This window comes from Calditrichia bacterium (genome assembly GCA_020634975.1).
Lineage (GTDB): Bacteria > Calditrichota > Calditrichia > RBG-13-44-9 > J075 > JACKAQ01.
Window position 1 is genome coordinate 21,218 of record JACKAQ010000009.1, and the last position, 20,661, is coordinate 41,878.

A 20,661-nucleotide genomic window follows, 5' to 3' on the forward strand; every position below is an offset into this window, starting at 1 on the left:
AAAATACAGCAATGCGCGAACGCACTTATTTCAATAAAATCATTTTGTGGGTTGACCGAAAACCCGATTCACTGCCGTTTACCGGATTTGCCGTAAACAGATAAAAATAAATACCGCTGGCAACCGGTTTTCCGGAATTATCGCGTCCGTCCCAAAGCGTGGTGTAGCGTCCGGCTTCGCGGGTATCTGCTGCCAGATTGCGAATTTCCTGACCGATCGCATTGTAGATTACCAGCGAAATCTGGCTGCGCTGCGGCAACTGATAAGCGATGGTTGTGGACGGATTAAACGGATTCGGGTAGTTAGATTCAATCGCATAGGTTGTTGGAAATATTGGGTTTTCATCATTAATTGCTAAAATTATCGGAACACCTAAATATACATCGTCAATAAACCAGTCATCATTAGGAAAAGGTCCAGCGCCGCCGATACTGCGGAAACGCGCCTGAAACTGGCTGTGGAAAAACACGCCGCTGCCGGATGGTTCATCGGCAATCCGGATTTCTTCAGAGGCAAACGGTTGCATCGCAGAACCGGGATAGGAGCGCACCAACACCCACTCATTCAGGTTATTTTTGAAATAGACAAAAAGGCTATCGCCCTCCTCCGGCGCATTGCCGGAGCCTTGCGGTTGATACTGGTAACTGAACAGCGTGTTGGGGTCCGCATTGGATAAATCAACCGGGTTGAGTTCCAGAATATCTTCGCCATTTGGCGTGCCGTTGAGGTTCAGCGCCAAAGCGCCGCTCGGCGGGTTGACGGCGCGATTGTTCACTTCCGCAAAAGAATTCAGCCACATTCCCGGTGCAGGCGCACCCGCAACCGCAAAATCATCGTTGAGCGGCAAATTCAGCGGCGTGCCAACAGCGTTGGTTGGTGTGCTTTCGTTGGGAACCGACTCGTTATCGATTGCAGTTACAAACCATTGGTAAATGCCTGCTGGATCGGGCGAATAGCTTACCGTATCCGTTTGTCCGGTATCGGCAGTGGCACGGGCGAACGTTTCCACCAAAATGCTGTCGCGATACAGGTTGATGCCTGCAAAATCGTCCATCGGCGTGCCGTCGATATTTTGCAACGGATTCAGCCAGCTGAGCTGGGCCAGCGTATCGCTGCCGCCAACTGAAAATTCGGTGGGAACCTGCGGCATCGGCGAACCGCCGGCAATCCATGCGGAAAATACTTCGCTGCTGGCGATATCGATGGTATCGAGCTTGGCAAAAGTGGTGTAAGTGTAGCTTTGGCCATCGGTTAAGCCGGTGTCCCAATACTCCTGAACATCGCCGGCAACCGAATCAATCAACTCGCCATCGCGATAAATATGGATAAAAAAGTCATCCGCCATCAGCGTATCGCCATTGGTGAAAACGGTCGGATTTTCCCAGGTCAGATGCATCGCATCCGGTGTCTGATAATCGCTGTATGCCCGGAAATTCGCAGGTGTTTCCGGTGCGCCGAGGCTCATAAACGCCGCGTAAACATCAATTACGCCCATGCCGTAAAGGTTATCCTCACCCGGTGTTACGTCCGCCGCTGATTCTTTTGCGGTCAGGTACAACGCCATTTTTAATTCGTAACCGGTTTTGTTCGGGAAAGCTTGTTTCAACAGGGCAATTGCACCGACCACGTGCGGACAGGCCATCGAAGTGCCGCTTTTGGTGCCGTATTGCCCGCTGAGCACTGCGGAACGAACGCTCACGCCCGGCGCGGATGCTTCCGGTTTGATTTCCAGCGAACCGGTGCCGCCGCATTGACTGGGTCCACGGCTGCTGAAAGAGGCGATCGGCATACTTGCAGAGTTGCCATCCACTGCGCCGGTGGCAAAGGTATTCACCAATCCGGTGTTGATATTTTTGGGTGTGGTGATGCTTTGGGCACCGGGACCACTGTTTCCGGCAGAAAACACGACCGCAATTCCTGCGGCTTCAACCGCGTCAAATGTGCTGGCGTAAACCGGGCTGCAAACGCTCACCGCCGGATCATACCAGGAATTGCCGATAGCATCGGGCATATCGGAAATTGTCGTTGAATCACCGTCCGGGTCCATCGCCCATTGCAAAGCGGAAATGGAACGGGAGGTGTGGTTTCCGGAACAAATTGATTTCGCGGCGATCCACTCCGCGCCGGGCGCAACACCGATGGTATCGCTGGTTACCGGATCAATGCCGCACATGATGCCAACTGTATGCGAGCCGTGGCTGTCGCAATCATTCGGAAAAGATGAGCCACTTTCCGTATCGAACCACGCCTGACTGGCCGGAACCGAATTTCCGCGCCATTTGTGATTCAGTGCCGGATGATTGCCGTCCACGCCGGTGTCGATTCCCATAACCAATCGGCCGGCGCCGGTGTATCCCATCGCCCACATTTTGCCGGCGTTTATCGCTTTTAATCCGGGTTCAGCATTATTTGGGGTGCTCGGTGCGGCGGGACTGCTTTCGACCGGACGATCCAGTTCTAGTTTGGCATCGATGTCCATATATGCAACATCTGTCCGGCTCGCCAATTGCCAAATAACGCTGGCACGCGCTTCAACCATCATCGAATTATTAATCCAATAAGATTCAACCGTACGCACATCAGCAGATGACATCGCAGCCAAAAAAGCGGTTATCGCAGGCTGGCTTTCCGCCGCTTTTTGTTTGAGTGTGTGAATCACCCGGCGGGCGCGTTCGGCTGGCAATGCACGTTCTGCATACAGCCGGGCATCCAATCCCTGAATATCAACCTGGTCGCTTAACAACACCAATGTGCGGATAAATTCATTTTCCTGACGGGGATTATTTAGTGCGGATTCGAGTCTTGGGGATAATTGAGATTGAGCGATAGCGGAGATAGAAAACAGACAACAAAATGTGAAGAGTAGCCATCGTTGCATGGGCATTTTTCCTTAACAGTTTACGATAAAATTCAGTTTATCTCTTAGTCAGGCTGCACTTCACAGGAAAGCGGCAAAGCAAACAAAGCTTTACAAAATTTTCAAACCCTCTAAAGCTCCCCTAAAATCTGCTGTACTTTTGCAGAAAACATATATCTGAAAAGTAACAAAATCGCCTAAAATAAGGATGTTTAAATCGATTGAAAACAGCTACATAGCAAAGTTAATTTAAAACTGGCTTTTTAGAAAAAATAGTCGCAATTCAAAAACACAGGTGAGCAAACCGTTTGATGAAATCTGCTTCAAATTCCCTTTTGTGCATACGTTCATTCCTTAAACCTTTATTTTCTCAAAAAAATATTGAAATATAAGATCTAAAAAATTTGTCGAATTGTTATTTAAACAGGCACTATTATAAGATAAATAATATAAATTTCCAAGAATATTTCTCATGAAATTTTAAAACAGACAAACTGTTTGGAACCGGACAAACGCGTTTTTAAATTCCAACTTAATATAAAAAAATTAACTGACGTTAAACGATAGCATAGACAAAGGAGATGGAAAAATGGGCAAACTCAACCCCTTTATTTTTCGCGAATACGACATCCGGGGCGTGGTAGATCAGGATTTGACAGAATACACGGTTGAACTACTCGGCAAGGGTCTGGGAACTTATTTTTTGCGCAACAACGCGCAAACCATCAGCGTTGGCGGCGATGTGCGATTGCATACCGAAAGACTGCGCGGATATTTGCTGAAGGGGTTGCTCTCCACCGGCATCAATGTGACGGATTTGGGACCGGTTCCCACCGGGCTGCAATATTTTTCATTGTATAAATTGGGCGTAGATGGCGGTGTGCAAATTACCGGCAGCCACAATCCCCCGGAATTCAACGGGTTCAAATTAACGCTGGGAACGCTGCCGGTTTACGGCGAGCAGATTCAGGAAATCTATCAACTGATGCTCAAAGAAGATTTTGAAAAAGGCAGCGGAACGGTTTCAAAATATGATATTTACGAAGATTATTATAAAGATACCGTCGAACGCCTGAACATTAAACGTCCGGTGAAAGTTGTGGTCGATTGCGGTAACGGTGCCGGATCGCTGGTGGCCTGCGAGCTGTTCAAACGATTGGGCGTAGATGCCGAAATGCTCTATTGCGAGCCGGACGGCAACTTCCCGAACCACCACCCGGATCCCACCGAATTACACAACATTCAGGATTTGATCAAAAAAGTAAAAGAAACCGGCGCCGAGTTAGGTATCGGATACGATGGCGATGCGGATCGCATTGGCGTGGTCGATGAAAACGGCGATGTGATCTTCGGCGACCGCCTGCTGCTCATTTTCGCCAAACAGATTCTGAAAGATCATCCCGGCGGTCAGGTGGTGTTCGATGTAAAATGCTCGCAGGCGCTGCCCGAAGCGATCGAAAAGATGGGTGGCAAACCGGTCATGTGGAAAACCGGTCACTCGTTGCTGAAAAAGAAGATGAAAGAAACCGGCGCACCGCTCGGCGGCGAAATGAGCGGACACACGTTCATCAAAGATCGGTTTTACGGTTACGATGATGCGGTTTATGTTTCCGCACGGTTGATTGAAATCGTATCGCAAAGCAACCAGAAAGTCAGCGAATTTTTGAATGACGTGCCGGATTATTTTTCGACGCCGGAAATCCGGGTGGAATGCAATTCCGACGAAGAAAAATTTGAAATCGTCAAAAAAGCGATCGCCTATTTTAAGGAAAATCATAATGTTATCGATGTGGACGGCGTGCGTATCCTCTTTGGCGATGGCTGGGGACTGGTTCGCGCATCCAACACACAACCGGTAATTGTGGTGCGTTTCGAAGCACGCTCGAAAGAACGGGTGAAAGAAATTGAGGATCTGGTGATGGGCAAACTGAAATCGTTCGGCGAAATCAAATATTAATTGATGGTTCCATATTTGCCACAGAGCCACAGAGCGCACTAAATGTTAATTTCAGCTCCTCGGTGTTCTCTGTAACTCTGTGGCAATTTTATTAAATATGAGCATCAAATTTTAGCCCGGTTCAGCCATTTTTCTAAAAAGGAATTTTTTGTTGGTCGTTTAAAAGTTTTTCTTTAAACTTTGGCGCAGTAGAGGTCAAAACGCCGGTGCCGGTTTCGCTGTGCACCGGTAACATTTTTAGAATTGAAAGCGAGTATGTCCTTAGATTCGCAACAATTGCTACACACCGCCATCGATGCAGCGCGCATCGCCGGCGCGTATCTGTTGGAACAGGCAGGGAAGCTCGATCGCTCCAAAATTGTTGAAAAAAAAGCCAATGATTTTGTAACGGAAGTGGATCGCGGCGCTGAGCGTCTTGTTATCGACCGCATTCGCCGGGAGCATCCCGAACACCAGTTTTTAGCAGAAGAAAGCGGTCGCTCAACAGCTACCGGCGATATCGTCTGGATTATCGATCCGTTGGACGGCACCACCAATTACATCCAGAAAATCCCATTTTACGCGGTATCCATTGCCGCATACAACGGCACGGAACTATTGGCCGGCGTTGTGTTTAACCCCAAACTTTCTGAATTTTTCTCCGCCGCAAAAGGTCTTGGCGCATTTTTGAATGACGCCCCGATCCGGGTCAGCACCGAGCCGGATTTCTCCCGTGCTTTTTTGGCAACGGGATTTCCCCACCAACGCAAACGCAATCTTCCCCCATTTCTCACAGCCACCAACGAGATATTTTTTGGTTCCGCCGGTATCCGCCGACTGGGTTCCGCCGCGCTCGATTTGTGTTATACCGCCTGCGGCCGGTTCGATGGCTATTGGGAATTGGGATTAAATCCGTGGGATTGTGCCGCCGGCTGCCTGCTGGTCAGCGAAGCGGGCGGAACGGTCAGCGATTTTTGGGGAGATTCGGCATATCTGGAAAATGGCCACGTCATTGCCGCCAATCCGGCAGTTCACAAACAACTCCAATTTCATTTAAGTAACCATTTTACCGAGAGGTTAACATGAGCGAGGTTCGCACCATTCACTCCAACCGGGGTGCGCTTTCTATTATGGCATGCGATTCCGGTCGCCCTTTTGCCAAAAGAATTATCAAAGAGTTGAACAAGGTTGCCCGTGAAAATTATGAATCATCCAACCACCGGCTCAAATATACCAACGAGATTAATTTCCCGAACGGGGAAGTTAAAATGGTGATCGATGAAAATGTTCGCGGCGATGATTTATACATCGTTCAGGCGATTGATGATCCGTGTTCACCACAGTCCGTTAACGACAATTTAATGTCGGTGATGACGGCTGTACATGCCGCGTTTCAGTCCGACGCGGACCACATATCCGTGGTGCTGCCGCAGTTCCCGTATTCCCGGCAGGAGCGGCGAAAAACGCGCGAAGCGATAACCGCCAAACTGGTTGCCAACATGCTGGAAATGGCCGGCGCTCAGCGCGTAATAACCCTGGATATCCACTCCGAAGCGATCCAGGGTTTTTTTACGAATGCCCGGTTGGAAGATTTACACGCATCGCGGGTGTTTCTGGATTATCTGCAGGAAATTTTGCGCATCGATCCCACCCGGTTGGTTTGCACATCGCCGGATGTGGGCAGCGTGCAGCGTGCCCGCCACTACGCCAAAAAATTGGGCTCAGATCTGGCGATTGTCGATAAATCGCGCGATTACACCAAAGTGAGCACCATTGCCAGCATGCGACTGGTGGGCAATGTGAAGGGAAAAGAAGTGCTGCTGGTTGATGATATTATTGCAACCGGCGGAACGCTGGTTAACGCCATGCGATTGCTGAAAGACAGCGGCGCGGAAAAAATTACCGTGCTGGCCAGCCTGCCATTTTTCAGCGGCAATTGCCGGGAAAAACTGGACAAAGCCTATGAAGAAGGGTTGTTGGATACAATCATCGGTACCGACGCCGTGTATCACGGAAAGGAATTTGTGGAGAGCACGCCGTGGTATCACGAAGTGAGCGTTGCCCCGCTGTTCGCCCGCGTGATTTACAATATTAACATGAAGCAATCCGTCAGCGAATTGCTCAAATAGACTGCTATCCCTAACCTTGCAGATTCCCAAAATCTGCAAGGTTTTCGCAACCAACTCCCCTACCTGTTATCCAAAAAAAACGCATAAAATCGCAATTTTCCGCATTTTTGTGTGACCGTGCGCAAGAATTGCTGCATTTTCCGGCAATCCCGATTTTTTTTGAGAAATCTCGGAAATGACCTACTCTTAACTATCAAATGCGAAAAAACGGAGTTTCTGATATGTGGAATTGCAAAAAAGTCCCATAAAAAACGCTGCCCCGGGCGAGTTGCAGCTCGCAACGGGGCGACGAGTGTGAAAGGCATGGATACCTTTTTGGATAAGTCAATATACACACCCCTGTATATATAATCAAGCACAAATCCTGTCTTTTGCACTCCTCCCGGCGCTGTCTGCGCCCTTCCAAATCATTCAGCAGTCTGTGCGGCAAAATTGCCAAACGGCTGCGCAATGTTTCATCTCAACAAAAGGAGGAGCAACATGGTTGCAGCATTCATCCCCGCATTTTCACCGTGATTGGCTAAAGCTGGTTCGCTTCACCCAATCCAACAGTTGATTGATTCAAAAATCAATAATAAACGAGGTAAATACCATGAAACGACAGGTTTTTTATTTGATCATGACCATCCTGATGGTTGGTCACACCCTCCGGGCGCAGGAAAGTGCATCCGGTAAAACCGGCGAAACCGGTTCCGCAAACGGACTGAATCGCCAGACAAACACTGAAAGCCGGGCGGATATTTCCCCGGATCACCCGCTGTATCAACAATGGCAGGCAGCGCAAAACCGCGCCAACGCCGTTGGCAGCGCAATCAATGAAGATCAAACCGAATTGAAACAGCACAACGCACCGGTAGCACAATGGCGTTATTTATCGAATTTGAGTGCGGATGAAAAAGCCAATGCCGTGCTGAATTTCGAATTGCCGCAATCGGACGGCGCGTTTTCCGCACAGGCACGCGACATCGAATCGCTGTGGAACAGCGGCTCGCACGATGCTGCAATTGCCCAATTGCGCGAATTGCAAAACCGTGCAGACGCACCGGATTTCGGCATCGCCATCAGTTGGCGTTCGCCGAAAAACGTTGATTTATCAGCACTTAGCGCAGGACCGGATGTGCAAATCAGCAGCGTCACGCCCGTGCAAAATCACGTGCTGGATTTCCACGATGCCACCGGAAACCTGTTTTCGGTTGTGTTATATAATGATATTTCACTCGGCAAAAAACGCTACACCGTCAATATTTCCACCGATGGCGGGGCAAGCTGGGCAGAAACATTCACGTACACACCGGATGGCGCGGAATTGAACGACATCGGCGCTGCGGTTGTGGATGATTATTTGTATGTCGCATACGTTGGCGATGCCAATCAGCTGGAAGCCCGCTCCCGGCGATTTTTCGCCGGCACCGGCACGGTGGATAATGTCTATTTCTTCAAAGTGATCCACAATTCCAACGTGGTTGTGGACGATGTGGTCATGTCTGCCAATCAGGATTTTTTCAACAATCGCATCTATTTTACCGCGATTTTGAACAACGGCACGCTGCTGTTTTATTGGGCAACCGGCAGCGGCGGCGATCCCTGGAATGCGCTCGCTACCGGCATTACCAACGCTTCGCACGGGTTGGATGCCTGCACCAATCAAAATTATACCGACAGATTTTTTCTCGCATCGTATGTCGCAACGGATGGTCAGTTACACGTAATCATGCGCGGAACCGGCACCGCCTGGACAGACATGAGCATCGATCCCGCAACGGCTAACACCGGCGACAGAACATCGATTGCGGCGTATGCAAACACGTTTTTGGTCGTTTGGGAAAACGCCGACAACGACATTCGCTATCGCGTATCGTACGACGAAGGCGCGAGCTGGCTGTGGGGTTACGTGGCGACGGGTACCGAACTGTATTCCGCACCGCACGCAACCGGCAGGTTAAATGGCGGATTTCAGGTCAGTTATGCGGAAGAAGTGGGCGAACCGGACGATGTCTACACCACTCGTCGCGAATACGCCAGCCCGCCGTTCGAAGCTGCCACAAAAATCAACGAAGTGGATATCGTTACCGGAACACCGACCCAGGTTGAAATTTTACCCGACGGCGGATACGGTATCGCGTGGATCGGCGGCGCATCGGAAGCCTGGTTCGATCGCATCGGCGGCGGCCCCACCGAACCGGATATCGACGTCAATCCGACCGCGATGACGGTCAACGAAAACAGCCCGTCCGCACAACAATCGCCGCAGAACATCACGTTCAACACGGCACAGGCAATCAATCTGTTCGAACCCGCGCAACTCACCGATGCACCGGTGGAACCGCGCGAACAAACCATGCTCGCCGCATTTATGGACGAGCCGACAACCGCAAACATAAGTTATGTAAAAATAACCGCTTCGCCGGAAGAAACGGACGCGATATTTCTCGATCTGGGCAGCGTTACCGCCCATGCCCAGCGCACCCAACTGGCGCGTCGCGGCTACCGCGATTACACCTGGTTTGGCGCAGTGAATGACGGACAAAACGGTTCCGTGACTTTCGTCGTGACCGGCGAAGACATCACCGGAACGATTCGCGCCCACGGTCGATTGTTCGCAGTGCGTCCGATCGGCGGCGGTTATCACGCGCTGATCGAACAGGATTTCGGCACGATGCCGGAACATCCCGCCGAATGGCAGCAAATTGAAAATCGCGAAATCAGCCGCGAACATTTGCGCGATGCCGGCACATACGATCCGTTCGCCGATGACGGTTCGGTGATCGATATTCTGGTGGCATACACGCCTGCCGCGGCCGCTGCTGCCGGGAATATCAATTCGCTCATCCAGCTTTCCGTGGATGAAACCAACCAGGCTTACGCCAACAGCAGCATTTTCCCGACGATTAATCTGGTGCACAGCTACCAGACCGCATACGTTGAAAGCGGCAATTTCGTGACGGATGTCGACCGTTTCCGCATTCCCGGCGACGGATTTATGGACGAAGTTCACGGATTGCGCAACACCCACAAAGCCGATTTGTGTGTGCTTATCTTAAACAATCCCAGTTTTTGCGGACTCGCATCGACCATTTTAGCCGATGAAACCGAAGCGTTTTGCGGCGTTCACTGGTCCTGCTCCACCGGCAATTTCTCGTTCGGTCACGAACTGGGACATTTGCAGGGCTGCCGCCACAATCCCGAAGCGGACCCGACAACCACACCGTTCGCGTATGGTCACGGATTGCTCGATATCACCAACGATTTCCGCACGGTGATGAGCTACAACGACGGCACCTGCCCCGGCGGTTCCTGTCTGCGGGTGCAGCATTTCTCCAATCCGGATGTGAATTATTTTGGCAACACCACCGGCTCGAACGCCACCCACGACAACGCCCGCGTGATCGACGAAACCGCGTTCACGATGGCCAATTTCCGCACCGGCGGCTCCAGCTCCCCGGATGTGTTCACCATCAGCAATCTCGGAACGGCAACATTGAACATCACCGGCATCAGCACGAATCAGCCGTGGTTGTCCACCGCCGATCATCCCGCGCCGACCTTCGGCATCAATCCGGGCAGCGGACAATCCGTTCGCGTGGTCATCGACTGGACGATGCTGGCCGCACCGGCAACCGGTGATGTGATCATCGCATCCAACGATCCCGACGAACCGAGCATTCGCGTGGTCATCACCGCCATTCCGGATATCCCGACACTATCAGACGCGGATATCTCCGCAACGCCGAACAGCCAGACCATCGGCAGCAGCGCCGGCGAACAGTTTTCGCTCGCCATCCGCCTCGGCGATTCGCTGGCGATCACCGCGCCGGACGATTTTCTCGGCGTATCTTTCAATCTCGAATGGGACAAACCCGCGCTGGTCGATTACGTGTCGCACACTCCGGGCGCAATGCTCGGCGCCAGCCCGATTGTTTTGGTGACGTCGTTTAACGATCACATCGAAGCCGGGCTCACCCGCACCGATGGCGTCGGGCAAACCGGTTCCGGCACCGTGCTGAACCTGACCTTTGAACTGGCACAATCGCTGGCCGCCGATGACACGATTCGCTTCCGTTTCGCCAGCGTTGCCGCTACCCAGAGCAACGGCGATCCGCTACTGCTCGAACCGCGCGACCCGATTTATGTGTATGTGACCGCCTGCGGCGCATTTGTGTGGCCCGGCGACTGCAATAACGATGGCATCACCAACGCCACGGACGTGCTGTTTATCGGATTGCGATACAACCAGAGCGGACCCGCCCGCGCCTCGCAAGGCTGCGCATGGGAAGCCAAATGCGCCACCGCCTGGGCAACCCCGAATGCGGTTTACGCAGATGCCAACGGCAACGGCACCGTGAACGCCGCCGACGTGCTCTGCATCGGGTTAAATTACAACAAAACCCACACCGCCGCGGCCAGCAAACCGGCACGCAGCAACGAAACTGCCATTCGCAATGCGGATGCGCCCGTGCTCAATTATCAACTGTTTGATTTGCGCAACCGTCCGGTGGACGTTGCCAATCTGCAAACCGGCGAAGAATTTTATGTAGCCATCAACAGCAGCAAAAACAGTGACTTGCACGGCATCTCTGCATCGTTGGATTTCAGCGGATCGACTGCGGAAATCGCGGTGGTCGATGAATTCGCACAGAACGGCGTGCAACCCTCCGGCGAATTTGGCGATGACGCGCTGGCGCTGGCACATCTCGATGCCGAAGCACGGCAAATTGACGTCGCCGCCAGCCGGGTGGACGGACAATCTGCCGCCATTTCCGGCGAGTTGCTGCGCATCCGCGTTCGCGTGGTTCGCTCCGGCAAACTGGATTTCAGCATCGTTGCTGCGCAGGCTGTCGCCGCCGATGGCGAAGCGATTGCAATTGCAACCGATGCAGACGAATCCGCCGAAGCTGCCCTGAACGCAAACGCACCGATCGAATTCAGCGCAAACGCTTTCCCGAATCCGTTCAACCCATCCACCAAAATTGCTTTTGCGTTGCCGCAGAGCAGCAAAGTGGAACTGACGATTTACAACGCGCTCGGTCAGCAAGTCGCCCGTTTGATTGACGGAAAAGAATTTCAGCCCGGCAATCACAGCATTCAGTGGAACGCGGCATCGCTGCCCAGCGGGATGTATTTCTACGTCATCAAAACGCCGTACTTCCAGCACACCGCCAAAATGATGTTGCTGAAATAACGGCACAACCGCCCGTCCGTCCATTTCCCGGGCGGACGGGAATTTTTAAAACCATGTAGAGGCGTTTCACGAAACGCCTGACAATGAACCACGAAACGCCTGACATTACAAAAAAAGGAAAAAAGAAACGGAGTTAAATCATGAAACATCAACTGTTTAAATGGCTAACATTTTTGACATTTTTTGTCGGTGCAACTTCGGTTGCACTGGCGCAGGGTTCAATACGGATGAACGATTTATCCGGCGGCACGGTCAACGGCGCAGCCGGGACACAGTTTACCATCGAAGTCGAATTGGGAAATCCCACCGCGGTGAGCGATCTCGTCGGCGTATCCTTCAATCTGGATTGGGATAATGCGGCATTTATCAGCGCAGCCAACGCCGCCGTTGGCGATTTTTTCGCGCCGAGCCCGCTGTTTGTGGCGCAGCCGTTTGCAGATCACTACGAAGTTGGCGTGACCAGCACCTCCGGCGGAAAAAGCGGCAGCGGTTTGGCAGCCACATTTACGCTGGAAATTGCGCAGGACATCACCAGCGCAACCACGCTCAACCTGACCATCAGCAATCTTTCCGGGCTGGACGGCATCGGCAATCCGGTAACGCTGACCATCGAAAACAACCCGGTTTCCATCGATCTGCAACCGGTGGTGACGACCGTTCCGTCGATCCGGCTGAGCGGGCCGGCGGAAGTTGCGGGCAGCGCCGGCACATCATTTAATGTGGATGTCAGCGTTGGCGACCCGAACGCCGTGAGCGATTTGATTGGCGTATCCTACTTTATTATGTGGGAAAGCGATTCGCTGATCAGCAACGACGCCAACAGCGCCGGCACCTTTTTCAACCCTTCCCCGCTGTTTGTCGCCCAAAGTTTTGCGGATCATGTGGAAGTTGGCGTGACCAGCACTTCCGGCGGAAAAAGCGGAACGGGCGGCACGTCGAGCAGCACGTTTTCCGTGGCGTCTACCGTTGCGGTGGACGATACGGTCACGCTGTATCTCAGCCAGATTTCCGCGCTGGACACCAGCGGCGCCAACGTTTCGCTGGAACTGGTGGACACGCTGTCCGTTATTTTAAAAGCCCCGGTCAACCAGCCGCCGGTTGCCCAGAACGACATCGTTAGCGTGCCGGAAGACAGCTCGATGGTCATCGATGCGCTGCAAAACGACAACGAGCCGGAAAATGAGCCAATGACCATCACCGCGCTACTGCGCAATCCTGCCAACGGTGTCGCCGCGATTTTATCCGGTGATTCCAGCATCAGTTATCAGCCGAACGCCAATTATTTTGGCGACGATACGCTGGCCTATATCGTATCCGATGGCGCCGGAAATACGGACAGCGCAACGGTATTTATCACCGTTACGCCGGTGAACGACGCGCCAACGCTGGACGCCATCGCCGATACCAGCATGCTGGAACACCAGACCCTTTCGCTGACGCTCAACGCCGCAGACATCGACGGCGACGCGCTGGCTTTCGCCTTCACCGGATTGCCCGCTTTCGCGGACACAGCCAGCATCGCCAACGGTCAGTTATCACTGACATTTATGCCCGACAGCAGCGATGCCGGCAGCTATTTTATCGAAGTATCCGCCTCGGATGGCAGCGCCGCCGCAACCGGATCATTTACCCTGCTGGTCGGTGACAGCACGCTGGTCGGCATCACCGGAACAGCAGGCAACCTGCCCGCAAATTTTGAATTGATGCAAAATTATCCTAACCCGTTCAACCCGTCAACCAGCATTCGTTACGCGTTGCCGCAAAACGCGGATGTCAAATTGACCATTTATAATATCGCCGGTCAGCAGGTTGCGGAGCTGGTCAACGAGCATCAGCAAGCCGGATTTCATACCCTCGTGTTCGATGCCAAGCAATTAGCCAGCGGTGTATATTTCTATCACATCAGCGCCGGCAGCTTTTCATCCGTAAAAAAATTGATGCTGCTGAAATAACCCAATAGCATTATTTAAATCCTACGCTCCCGCTCCCCACGCAGCGTTGCCATCTGGTGACGCTGCTTTTTTTTGCAACAATCACGCGAATCGCATTTCAAAAAACACAAATTTTGAAGCCGTGATGTATTGCACACCACCGTACCGTTTTTTACAGCACTTTTCAGTTCATGATTGAGGCGGTCCAGCGAAGAATATGATATAAAAAGACTGCTCTGAGGGGAGCGAAACGGCGAGGTAACAGACAGCGATGATTGGCAGAACCCTTTTGTTCTACAAATTGATTGAAAAATTGGGCAGCGGTGAAAAAAGCGATATGTTCCGGGCCATCGATTTAAAACATGACCGGGACACCATGTTTGTCGGACTAAAAGTATTTCACCATCCCACCATCAGCAAAAATGCAAAACATGCCTTCCAAAAGATTCTGGAAACGATTAAAAACCATCGTCCGTCAGGCATTTTGCCCTATTTCACAATGGACGTCACCGAAGAAGGCACGCACTTTTTAGCCATGCCGTTTACCGAAGCGGTTTCGCTGAACCACCACGTTTCCAACGGCAAAATGACCGTGAAAGCGGCGATCGCCATTGCCATTCGCGCCGCGCAGGGACTTGCCAACCTGCACCATCTGGGTATTTTTCACCACAATTTGAAACCGTCCAACGTGCTCATCACCCACAAAGGCGAAATTTTACTCACCGATGCCGGAATGAATTTGCTCTACGGCATGCCGTCGCCGCAAGCCAACGGCAATGCCAGCACCACCGGTATTTATCTCTCGCCGGAGCAGCTCAGCGGGAAACCGGCCGATCATCGCAGCGATTTCTGGTCGCTCGGTGCGATTATATATCAGGCAATTACAGGACATGCGCCGTTCAGCCACAGCGCCGGCAACGATACTTTTCAATCCGTACTGACCCAAAATCCGCAGCCGCTGAGCAACCTGCGCAGCAATCCGGAAGTGCTGCAGCGCTTTTTTCAACGAACCCTGGCCAAAAAGCCGGTGGATCGCTATCCGTCCATCCAACTGCTGTTTGAAGATCTGGTTACATTGACCGCCATCGATGAAGCCAACGAGCAATTGATTGACACACTGAACATCGAAACTGTTGATTTGCCTGCGGCAGAATGGCGCCGGGAAAGCGTGGCGAGCGCGCCGGTGGAAACCATCCGCGATTACACCCCGCCCAAACCGCCGGAAAACCGGCTCTCGATCGTGGCGCTGCCCTTTGAAGACGAACATCCCGCACCCGAACACCAGCATTTCCGCAACGGTTTTTTGATCGATCTCTTTGGCGAACTCACCCGGCGCAGAGCCGTTTGGGTGATGCCCATGGCCGCCGTTTTACCGTTTCAGAACAACACACTAACGGCTCGCGAGATCGGCGCAACATTGGGTGTGAACATGGTTTTGCACGGCAAGTTATCACGGTTAGATGACCATTGTAATATTTACGCTTGTGCGATTGCCGCTGAAAGCGGAACACCGGTATGGGAAAAATATTATCAGGTGCTTTCGGATGAATTGCTGATCGTTCAGGAAACCCTTGCGGCAACCATCGTCAACGATTTGTTGGAAGAAACCGGCATCAGCGCAGCGGCGAAACACAATCCATCCGCAGAAAAAAAACCGGTTGCCAAACCATCGGAATCCCAACCGGCTGCACCGGCAGCCAAAAACGGTCATGCCAACGGCGTTGCCCATACGACCGAATCGCAGCCCGAAAAAACGGTTCAGCCAAAACCGGCGATTGCAAAACCGGCTGCGGCAAAAGCCCAACCTCGCCAAACATCGCCGCAACCGGCGCATGCTGCGGCAACACATCATCCGGCAGAAAAGACGCCGCGACATTCTGCAACGCAACCATCGCCGGCAGCGCAAACAGCCGCAACCGAAGATAGCACCGCGATGGTTCAGCACTATTATCAGCAGGCTGTTTCCCATCTGGAAAATTGCACCATAGACGATTTGCGAATCAGCAAAAGCGCTTTCAAGAAAGTGCTGGATTTGGCGCCGGAATTTGCGCCGGCTATCGCAGGCATATCCAAAATTTACAATATTTTAGGCTTATACGGCGCATATGCCCCAAACACGGTAATGCCCCGTGCGCTGCAGTTTGCCTATCGCGCGTTGGAAAAGCAGCCAACCCTTTCCGAAGGACTGATTTGTCTCGGTAATGTGCTGGCCGTTTATGAATGGGACTGGAAAAATGCCCGGCTCTGTTTTGAGCAGGGACTCCGTCAACATCCCGACGACGCCAACGCCTGGCACTGGTATGCGCTCAACCTGCTTTCCCCGATGGGTGAAAATGAAGCAGCGCTGCAGGCATTGCATCGCGCAGCACAGCTGCAGCCGGATGCGGCGCTCATCAAAACCGCAATTGCCCGGCAGTATTTGCTCAATCGCCAGCCGGAAAAAGCGATTGCCCGGGCGAATGCACTGTTAGCCGAACACCCGGACAACCGTTGGATCAACTTTGTTTTGGGACAGGCACACGCCATGCTCGGTGAATGGAGCGCAGCGATGCCCCATTTTCAGGCGGGACTGAAACACCACAATCAGAACAGCACAGCGCTGGCTATTTTCGCCAATGCAGCTGCTCAGGTCGGGCGGCGCGATTTAGCCATGAAAGTGCTCCGGCAACTGCGCAACAGCGTCAGCCGCCAATATGTGTCGTCATACGATATCGCGGTAATTTGCGTGGGATTGGATGATCACAAACTCGCGCTAAAATGGCTGGACAACGCCGTAAAAGAACGCGCCTGCTCACTGATTCATCTCGCGGCAGATCCGCTGATGGAACCGTTGCGCGCGGACGCTGCATTTTCAGCATTGCTGCAACAAATGAACCTGTCCATCCATTCAGCAGAAACCGTAAATCAATGAAAACGAACGTATTCAATCATCAAATACCTAACCGTTCAATCAGGTGTAAACACGCCCAGTTTGTAGTATCAAGCCCTGTTACGCGATTGAAGATAGTGATTCACAATAACCCGAACCGGACAATGGTATCTGCGAATTGGGAAGTAAACGTTATGATGCGTTAAGTAAAGTGTTTATTAATTAAAAAAGAGCTTTCGATTTTATGTGACTTATGCAATATTGGGCAGTCTGAAAAGCCATATATTTTGTTCGAGTTTTAGAGCGCAAGCTCATTGACATAAAGCGGAATGTGTAAATTATGCTATTCCGCAACAGAGACAAGTTGCTAACTGATTAGCACTTTCTCCTACCAAAAGAAAATCATTACATAAATGATCCGTGTTTTCCCCGTAGAGGAGCAAAACGGATTGACCAAAAAATTGCAACACAATTGTTGCAATGAGCCATTTTTGGCAGATCGTCAAAGATTAGCGCCAACAAATGGTATTTATCCCGGATGAAAACGGATGAGATGCCTTTTTTGTTTTCCGGGCAACCGTGAGCCATATTTTTTCGGTGATTATTCAGCCGGGCAACACGGAATTCCTTTTTTACAATTTTTTAAGAGCTGTATAATCAGGAATGAAGAGAGTGAAGGTTTATTTAGACACACAAGATACGATAACCTGAAAATATTCGGCAGGACCGGAACGCTGGTGCACCTCCACAGCGCAGACGCAACGCCATATCATAGCCGGACAGCTAAATGCTGATCGGTAAAAGATTTACCATATCTGGCATTCTTACTTAAAAGAAGCGCCCCGCTTGCATGCTCAAAAAAAGAGCCATGTAACTGACGGGGCGGAGCTATGCCCGGACGGATCAAACCCACTTTTCAGGATGAAATTTTTAAAAAACACCAGATGGTTTGCCAAACCCACACTTGATACGCTTTTTTCGGAACTTCAGGGTTGGTACACATACGAAGAGTTCGGCGAAACGCTCAAGAAAGAGCAAAACCGCAGCGACCGCACCGGTTTGCCCTTTGCTTATGTGCAGATCGATCTGGCCAGAAACGGTCAAACGCCTGAATTGGAAAATGCCGACATGCTCGGATTTATTCGGCACCTGACCGATATTGTCGAAGAAAATACCCGCAACTACGATATTAAATTTATCACTCGCGGCGGTGTCATTGGCATTTTACTGATCGACACCTCTATGGATGGTGCCAAATTTTTCATCGAGAAAATTACCCATACATTATATAACTACTTTCAGGATGTGGGGAAAGCAGAGTTTATCCACAATTTGCAGGATATCACCATTTCATCATATCCGGTTAACCGGATAAAGGATGAAGTTACAGAAAATCGACAGGATCCGCCGCCGTTGGTGCTTCGCAAGTTGAGATTTACCAATGGCACTGTTAACTCGTCGAACAATACGCTTTTCCGGGAAAACGGCATGTTGAAATTTGATTGGCAACCACTCAACATTACCGAAGGCGCTGCAACTGTAGATGCCTCCTATTTATGGCGAAATATTTGCGAGGAACGTGCTGCCTTTTCCTACCGTTTCTGGAAAAGAGTGGTAGATATTTTCGGTGCTCTGATCGGGTTACTATTGTTTTCGCCACTGATCATTTTATTTGCACTGCTAATAAAAACAACTTCTCGCGGACCCTTGATTTATTCACAACAGCGCATCGGTCAATTAATGCAGCCATTTACCTTCTACAAATTTCGCACGATGCGACCGAACAATGATAATAGCATCCATAAGCAATACGTCCAGAAATTGATTGAGGGAAACGGGGAAAACCAGGGTTCCGGTGATGAACCGGTATATAAACTCAAAGATCCCCGGGTAACGCCTATCGGCCAGATTCTCAGAAAAACCAGTATGGACGAAATCCCCCAATTATTTAATGTGCTTAAAGGTGAAATGAGTCTGGTCGGGCCACGTCCGCCGATCGATTATGAAGTTGAAAAATACCAGAGCTGGCATTTACGCCGCATTTTTGAGGCAAAACCGGGTGTTACCGGGCTCTGGCAAGTTTACGGACGCAGTAAAACCACATTTGATGAAATGGTCCGGCTGGATCTCCAATATGTCGAAAATCGTTCGATTTTGCTGGATCTTAAAATAATATTGCTGACCTTTTCAGCAATATTCAAAACCAACCAGGCGCGTTAACAGGATTAATCAAATGGCAGAACAAACAGACAGAGTAAAACTTGCTGTAATCGGTTGCGGTTATTGGGGACCAAACCTGATCCGGAACTTTATCAACATTCCCGAATGTGAGATGAGCATTTGCTGCGATCTTGATGAGAACAAACTAAACCGGATGAAAGGATTATATCCGGGCATCAAAACCACCCAAAAACTAGATGATCTGCTCAAATCTGATATCCAGGCTGTGGGTATCGCTACACCCGTAAACACCCATTATCCGCTGGCAAAAGCCTGTCTCGAAGCCGGCAAGCATGTATTGGTGGAGAAACCATTGACCGCGTCGTCAAAGGAAGCGGAGGATTTGATCCGCATAGCCAAAGCCAACAACGTGCAAATCATGGTTGGGCACACCTTTGAATACACTGCATCCGTAAACAAAATCAAAGAAATTGTCGAAAGCGGCGATCTGGGCGAAATACTGTATGTCAACAGCGTCCGGGTCAATCTTGGATTACTTCAGCCGGATATCAATGTAATATGGGATCTGGCGCCGCATGATTTATCCATCATATTATATGTATTGGGTAAAACGCCCAACAGCGTTAACGCCCAGGGGCTGGCACATTTTCGCAAACACATAGAAGATGTCGCCATGATGACCATCAACTTTGGCGACTGTATGGCATTCGTGCACAACAGTTGGCTGGATCCCAACAAAATTCGCAAAATGGTTTTTGTCGGCAGCAAAAAAATGCTGGTTTATGATGATATCAGTCAAAATGAAAAAATCAAGATTTACGATAAAGGAATTGAATCCCCGACCTACTACGACACATACGCGGAATTCCATTTTGCCTATCGCTACGGTGATATTTATATCCCGAAGGTAGAAGAATATGAGCCATTGCGTCGTGAGTGTACCCATTTTATCGAATGCGTCCGTGACAACACAACACCCAAAAGCGATGGTTTTTCAGGATTACGTGTCATCAAAATCCTCGAAGCCGCCAACGTATCCATCAACCATCACGGCGCCAACGTACCCATCAATTTATAGCACCCTTTTAACTTTAGCCTTTTAACTTTTTACTTTAATTTTCCTTTATCCTTAAATATGGACTACACCAGAATCTCCCCCGACGTTAAGCTCGGAAAAAACGTCAAAATATTCGCCTTTGTGAATCTCTACGGTTGCGAAATCGGTGATAACAGCAAAATCGGTACGTTCGTGGAAATCCAGAAAGGCGCAACAATCGGCGCCAACTGCAAAATTTCCAGCCACACCTTTATTTGCGATGGTGTTACCATCGAGGATGATGTGTTTGTCGGGCATAACGTCACCTTTATCAACGATGTCTATCCCCGGGCAACCGCCGGTGAAGGTAAACTGCAAACCGAGGATGACTGGGTTTGCGTGCCCACGCTAATTAAAAAAGGCGCATCTATCGGTTCCAGCGCCACCATTCTCTGTGGCATCACCGTTGGGGAAAAAGCAATCATCGGTGCCGGATCGGTGGTCACCAAAGACGTACCGCCGAATACGATTGTCGCCGGCAAC

General features: G+C 50.8%; 10 protein-coding genes. 9 read left to right on the top strand and 1 reads right to left on the bottom strand.

Features of this window, described 5'->3' with window-relative positions; all coding sequences use genetic code 11:
- Positions 1 to 25: 25 nt before the first annotated feature.
- Complete coding sequence (locus H6629_23780; protein MCB9070807.1) at positions 26 to 2,878, bottom strand: S8 family serine peptidase; 2,853 nt, start codon at positions 2,876 to 2,878, stop codon at positions 26 to 28.
- Between the two features lie 568 nt (positions 2,879 to 3,446).
- Here H6629_23780 and H6629_23785 point away from each other — a divergent pair.
- From H6629_23785 to H6629_23825, 9 genes are all read left to right on the top strand, one after another.
- The gene (locus H6629_23785; GenBank protein ID MCB9070808.1) at positions 3,447 to 4,814 is read left to right on the top strand and encodes a phosphomannomutase/phosphoglucomutase; all 1,368 of its coding nucleotides are present in this window, start codon (positions 3,447 to 3,449) and stop codon (positions 4,812 to 4,814) included.
- A 255-nt stretch (positions 4,815 to 5,069) separates the two neighbouring features.
- On the top strand, positions 5,070 to 5,879 hold the full coding sequence (locus H6629_23790) for an inositol monophosphatase (GenBank protein ID MCB9070809.1): 810 nt from the start codon (positions 5,070 to 5,072) through the stop codon (positions 5,877 to 5,879).
- Positions 5,876 to 6,922, top strand: a complete 1,047-nt coding sequence (locus tag H6629_23795) for a ribose-phosphate pyrophosphokinase (protein ID MCB9070810.1) — start codon at positions 5,876 to 5,878, stop codon at positions 6,920 to 6,922. Before H6629_23790 ends, H6629_23795 begins: the two co-directional genes overlap by 4 nt.
- Positions 6,923 to 7,514: 592 nt before the next feature.
- On the top strand, positions 7,515 to 12,101 hold the full coding sequence (locus H6629_23800; protein ID MCB9070811.1) for a T9SS type A sorting domain-containing protein: 4,587 nt from the start codon (positions 7,515 to 7,517) through the stop codon (positions 12,099 to 12,101).
- A gap of 140 nt (positions 12,102 to 12,241) precedes the next feature.
- Complete coding sequence (locus H6629_23805; GenBank protein ID MCB9070812.1) at positions 12,242 to 14,053, top strand: cadherin-like domain-containing protein; 1,812 nt, start codon at positions 12,242 to 12,244, stop codon at positions 14,051 to 14,053.
- Between the two features lie 250 nt (positions 14,054 to 14,303).
- Positions 14,304 to 16,943 carry a protein kinase gene (locus tag H6629_23810; GenBank protein MCB9070813.1) on the top strand — a complete coding sequence of 880 codons (2,640 nt, stop codon included), beginning with the start codon at positions 14,304 to 14,306 and terminating at the stop codon, positions 16,941 to 16,943.
- A 1,086-nt stretch (positions 16,944 to 18,029) separates the two neighbouring features.
- Positions 18,030 to 19,121, top strand: coding sequence for a sugar transferase (locus H6629_23815; GenBank protein MCB9070814.1), 1,092 nt, complete (start codon positions 18,030 to 18,032; stop codon positions 19,119 to 19,121).
- Between the two features lie 13 nt (positions 19,122 to 19,134).
- Entirely contained in the window at positions 19,135 to 20,160 is a 1,026-nt protein-coding gene (locus H6629_23820) for a Gfo/Idh/MocA family oxidoreductase (GenBank protein MCB9070815.1), read from the top strand.
- Positions 20,161 to 20,217: 57 nt separating this feature from the next.
- Positions 20,218 to 20,661 (top strand): N-acetyltransferase (locus tag H6629_23825; protein MCB9070816.1); only part of this gene is annotated, 444 nt, incomplete at its 3' end.

Coding starts and splice junctions, on each gene's coding strand:
- H6629_23795 (MCB9070810.1), top strand. CDS start 5,876: ATGAGCGAGGTTCGCACCATTCACTCCAACCGGGGTGCGCTTTCTATT.
- H6629_23810 (MCB9070813.1), top strand. CDS start 14,304: ATGATTGGCAGAACCCTTTTGTTCTACAAATTGATTGAAAAATTGGGC.
- H6629_23815 (MCB9070814.1), top strand. CDS start 18,030: ATGCTCGGATTTATTCGGCACCTGACCGATATTGTCGAAGAAAATACC.
- H6629_23805 (MCB9070812.1), top strand. CDS start 12,242: ATGAAACATCAACTGTTTAAATGGCTAACATTTTTGACATTTTTTGTC.
- H6629_23785 (MCB9070808.1), top strand. CDS start 3,447: ATGGGCAAACTCAACCCCTTTATTTTTCGCGAATACGACATCCGGGGC.
- H6629_23780 (MCB9070807.1), bottom strand. CDS start 2,878: ATGCAACGATGGCTACTCTTCACATTTTGTTGTCTGTTTTCTATCTCC.
- H6629_23800 (MCB9070811.1), top strand. CDS start 7,515: ATGAAACGACAGGTTTTTTATTTGATCATGACCATCCTGATGGTTGGT.
- H6629_23820 (MCB9070815.1), top strand. CDS start 19,135: ATGGCAGAACAAACAGACAGAGTAAAACTTGCTGTAATCGGTTGCGGT.
- H6629_23790 (MCB9070809.1), top strand. CDS start 5,070: ATGTCCTTAGATTCGCAACAATTGCTACACACCGCCATCGATGCAGCG.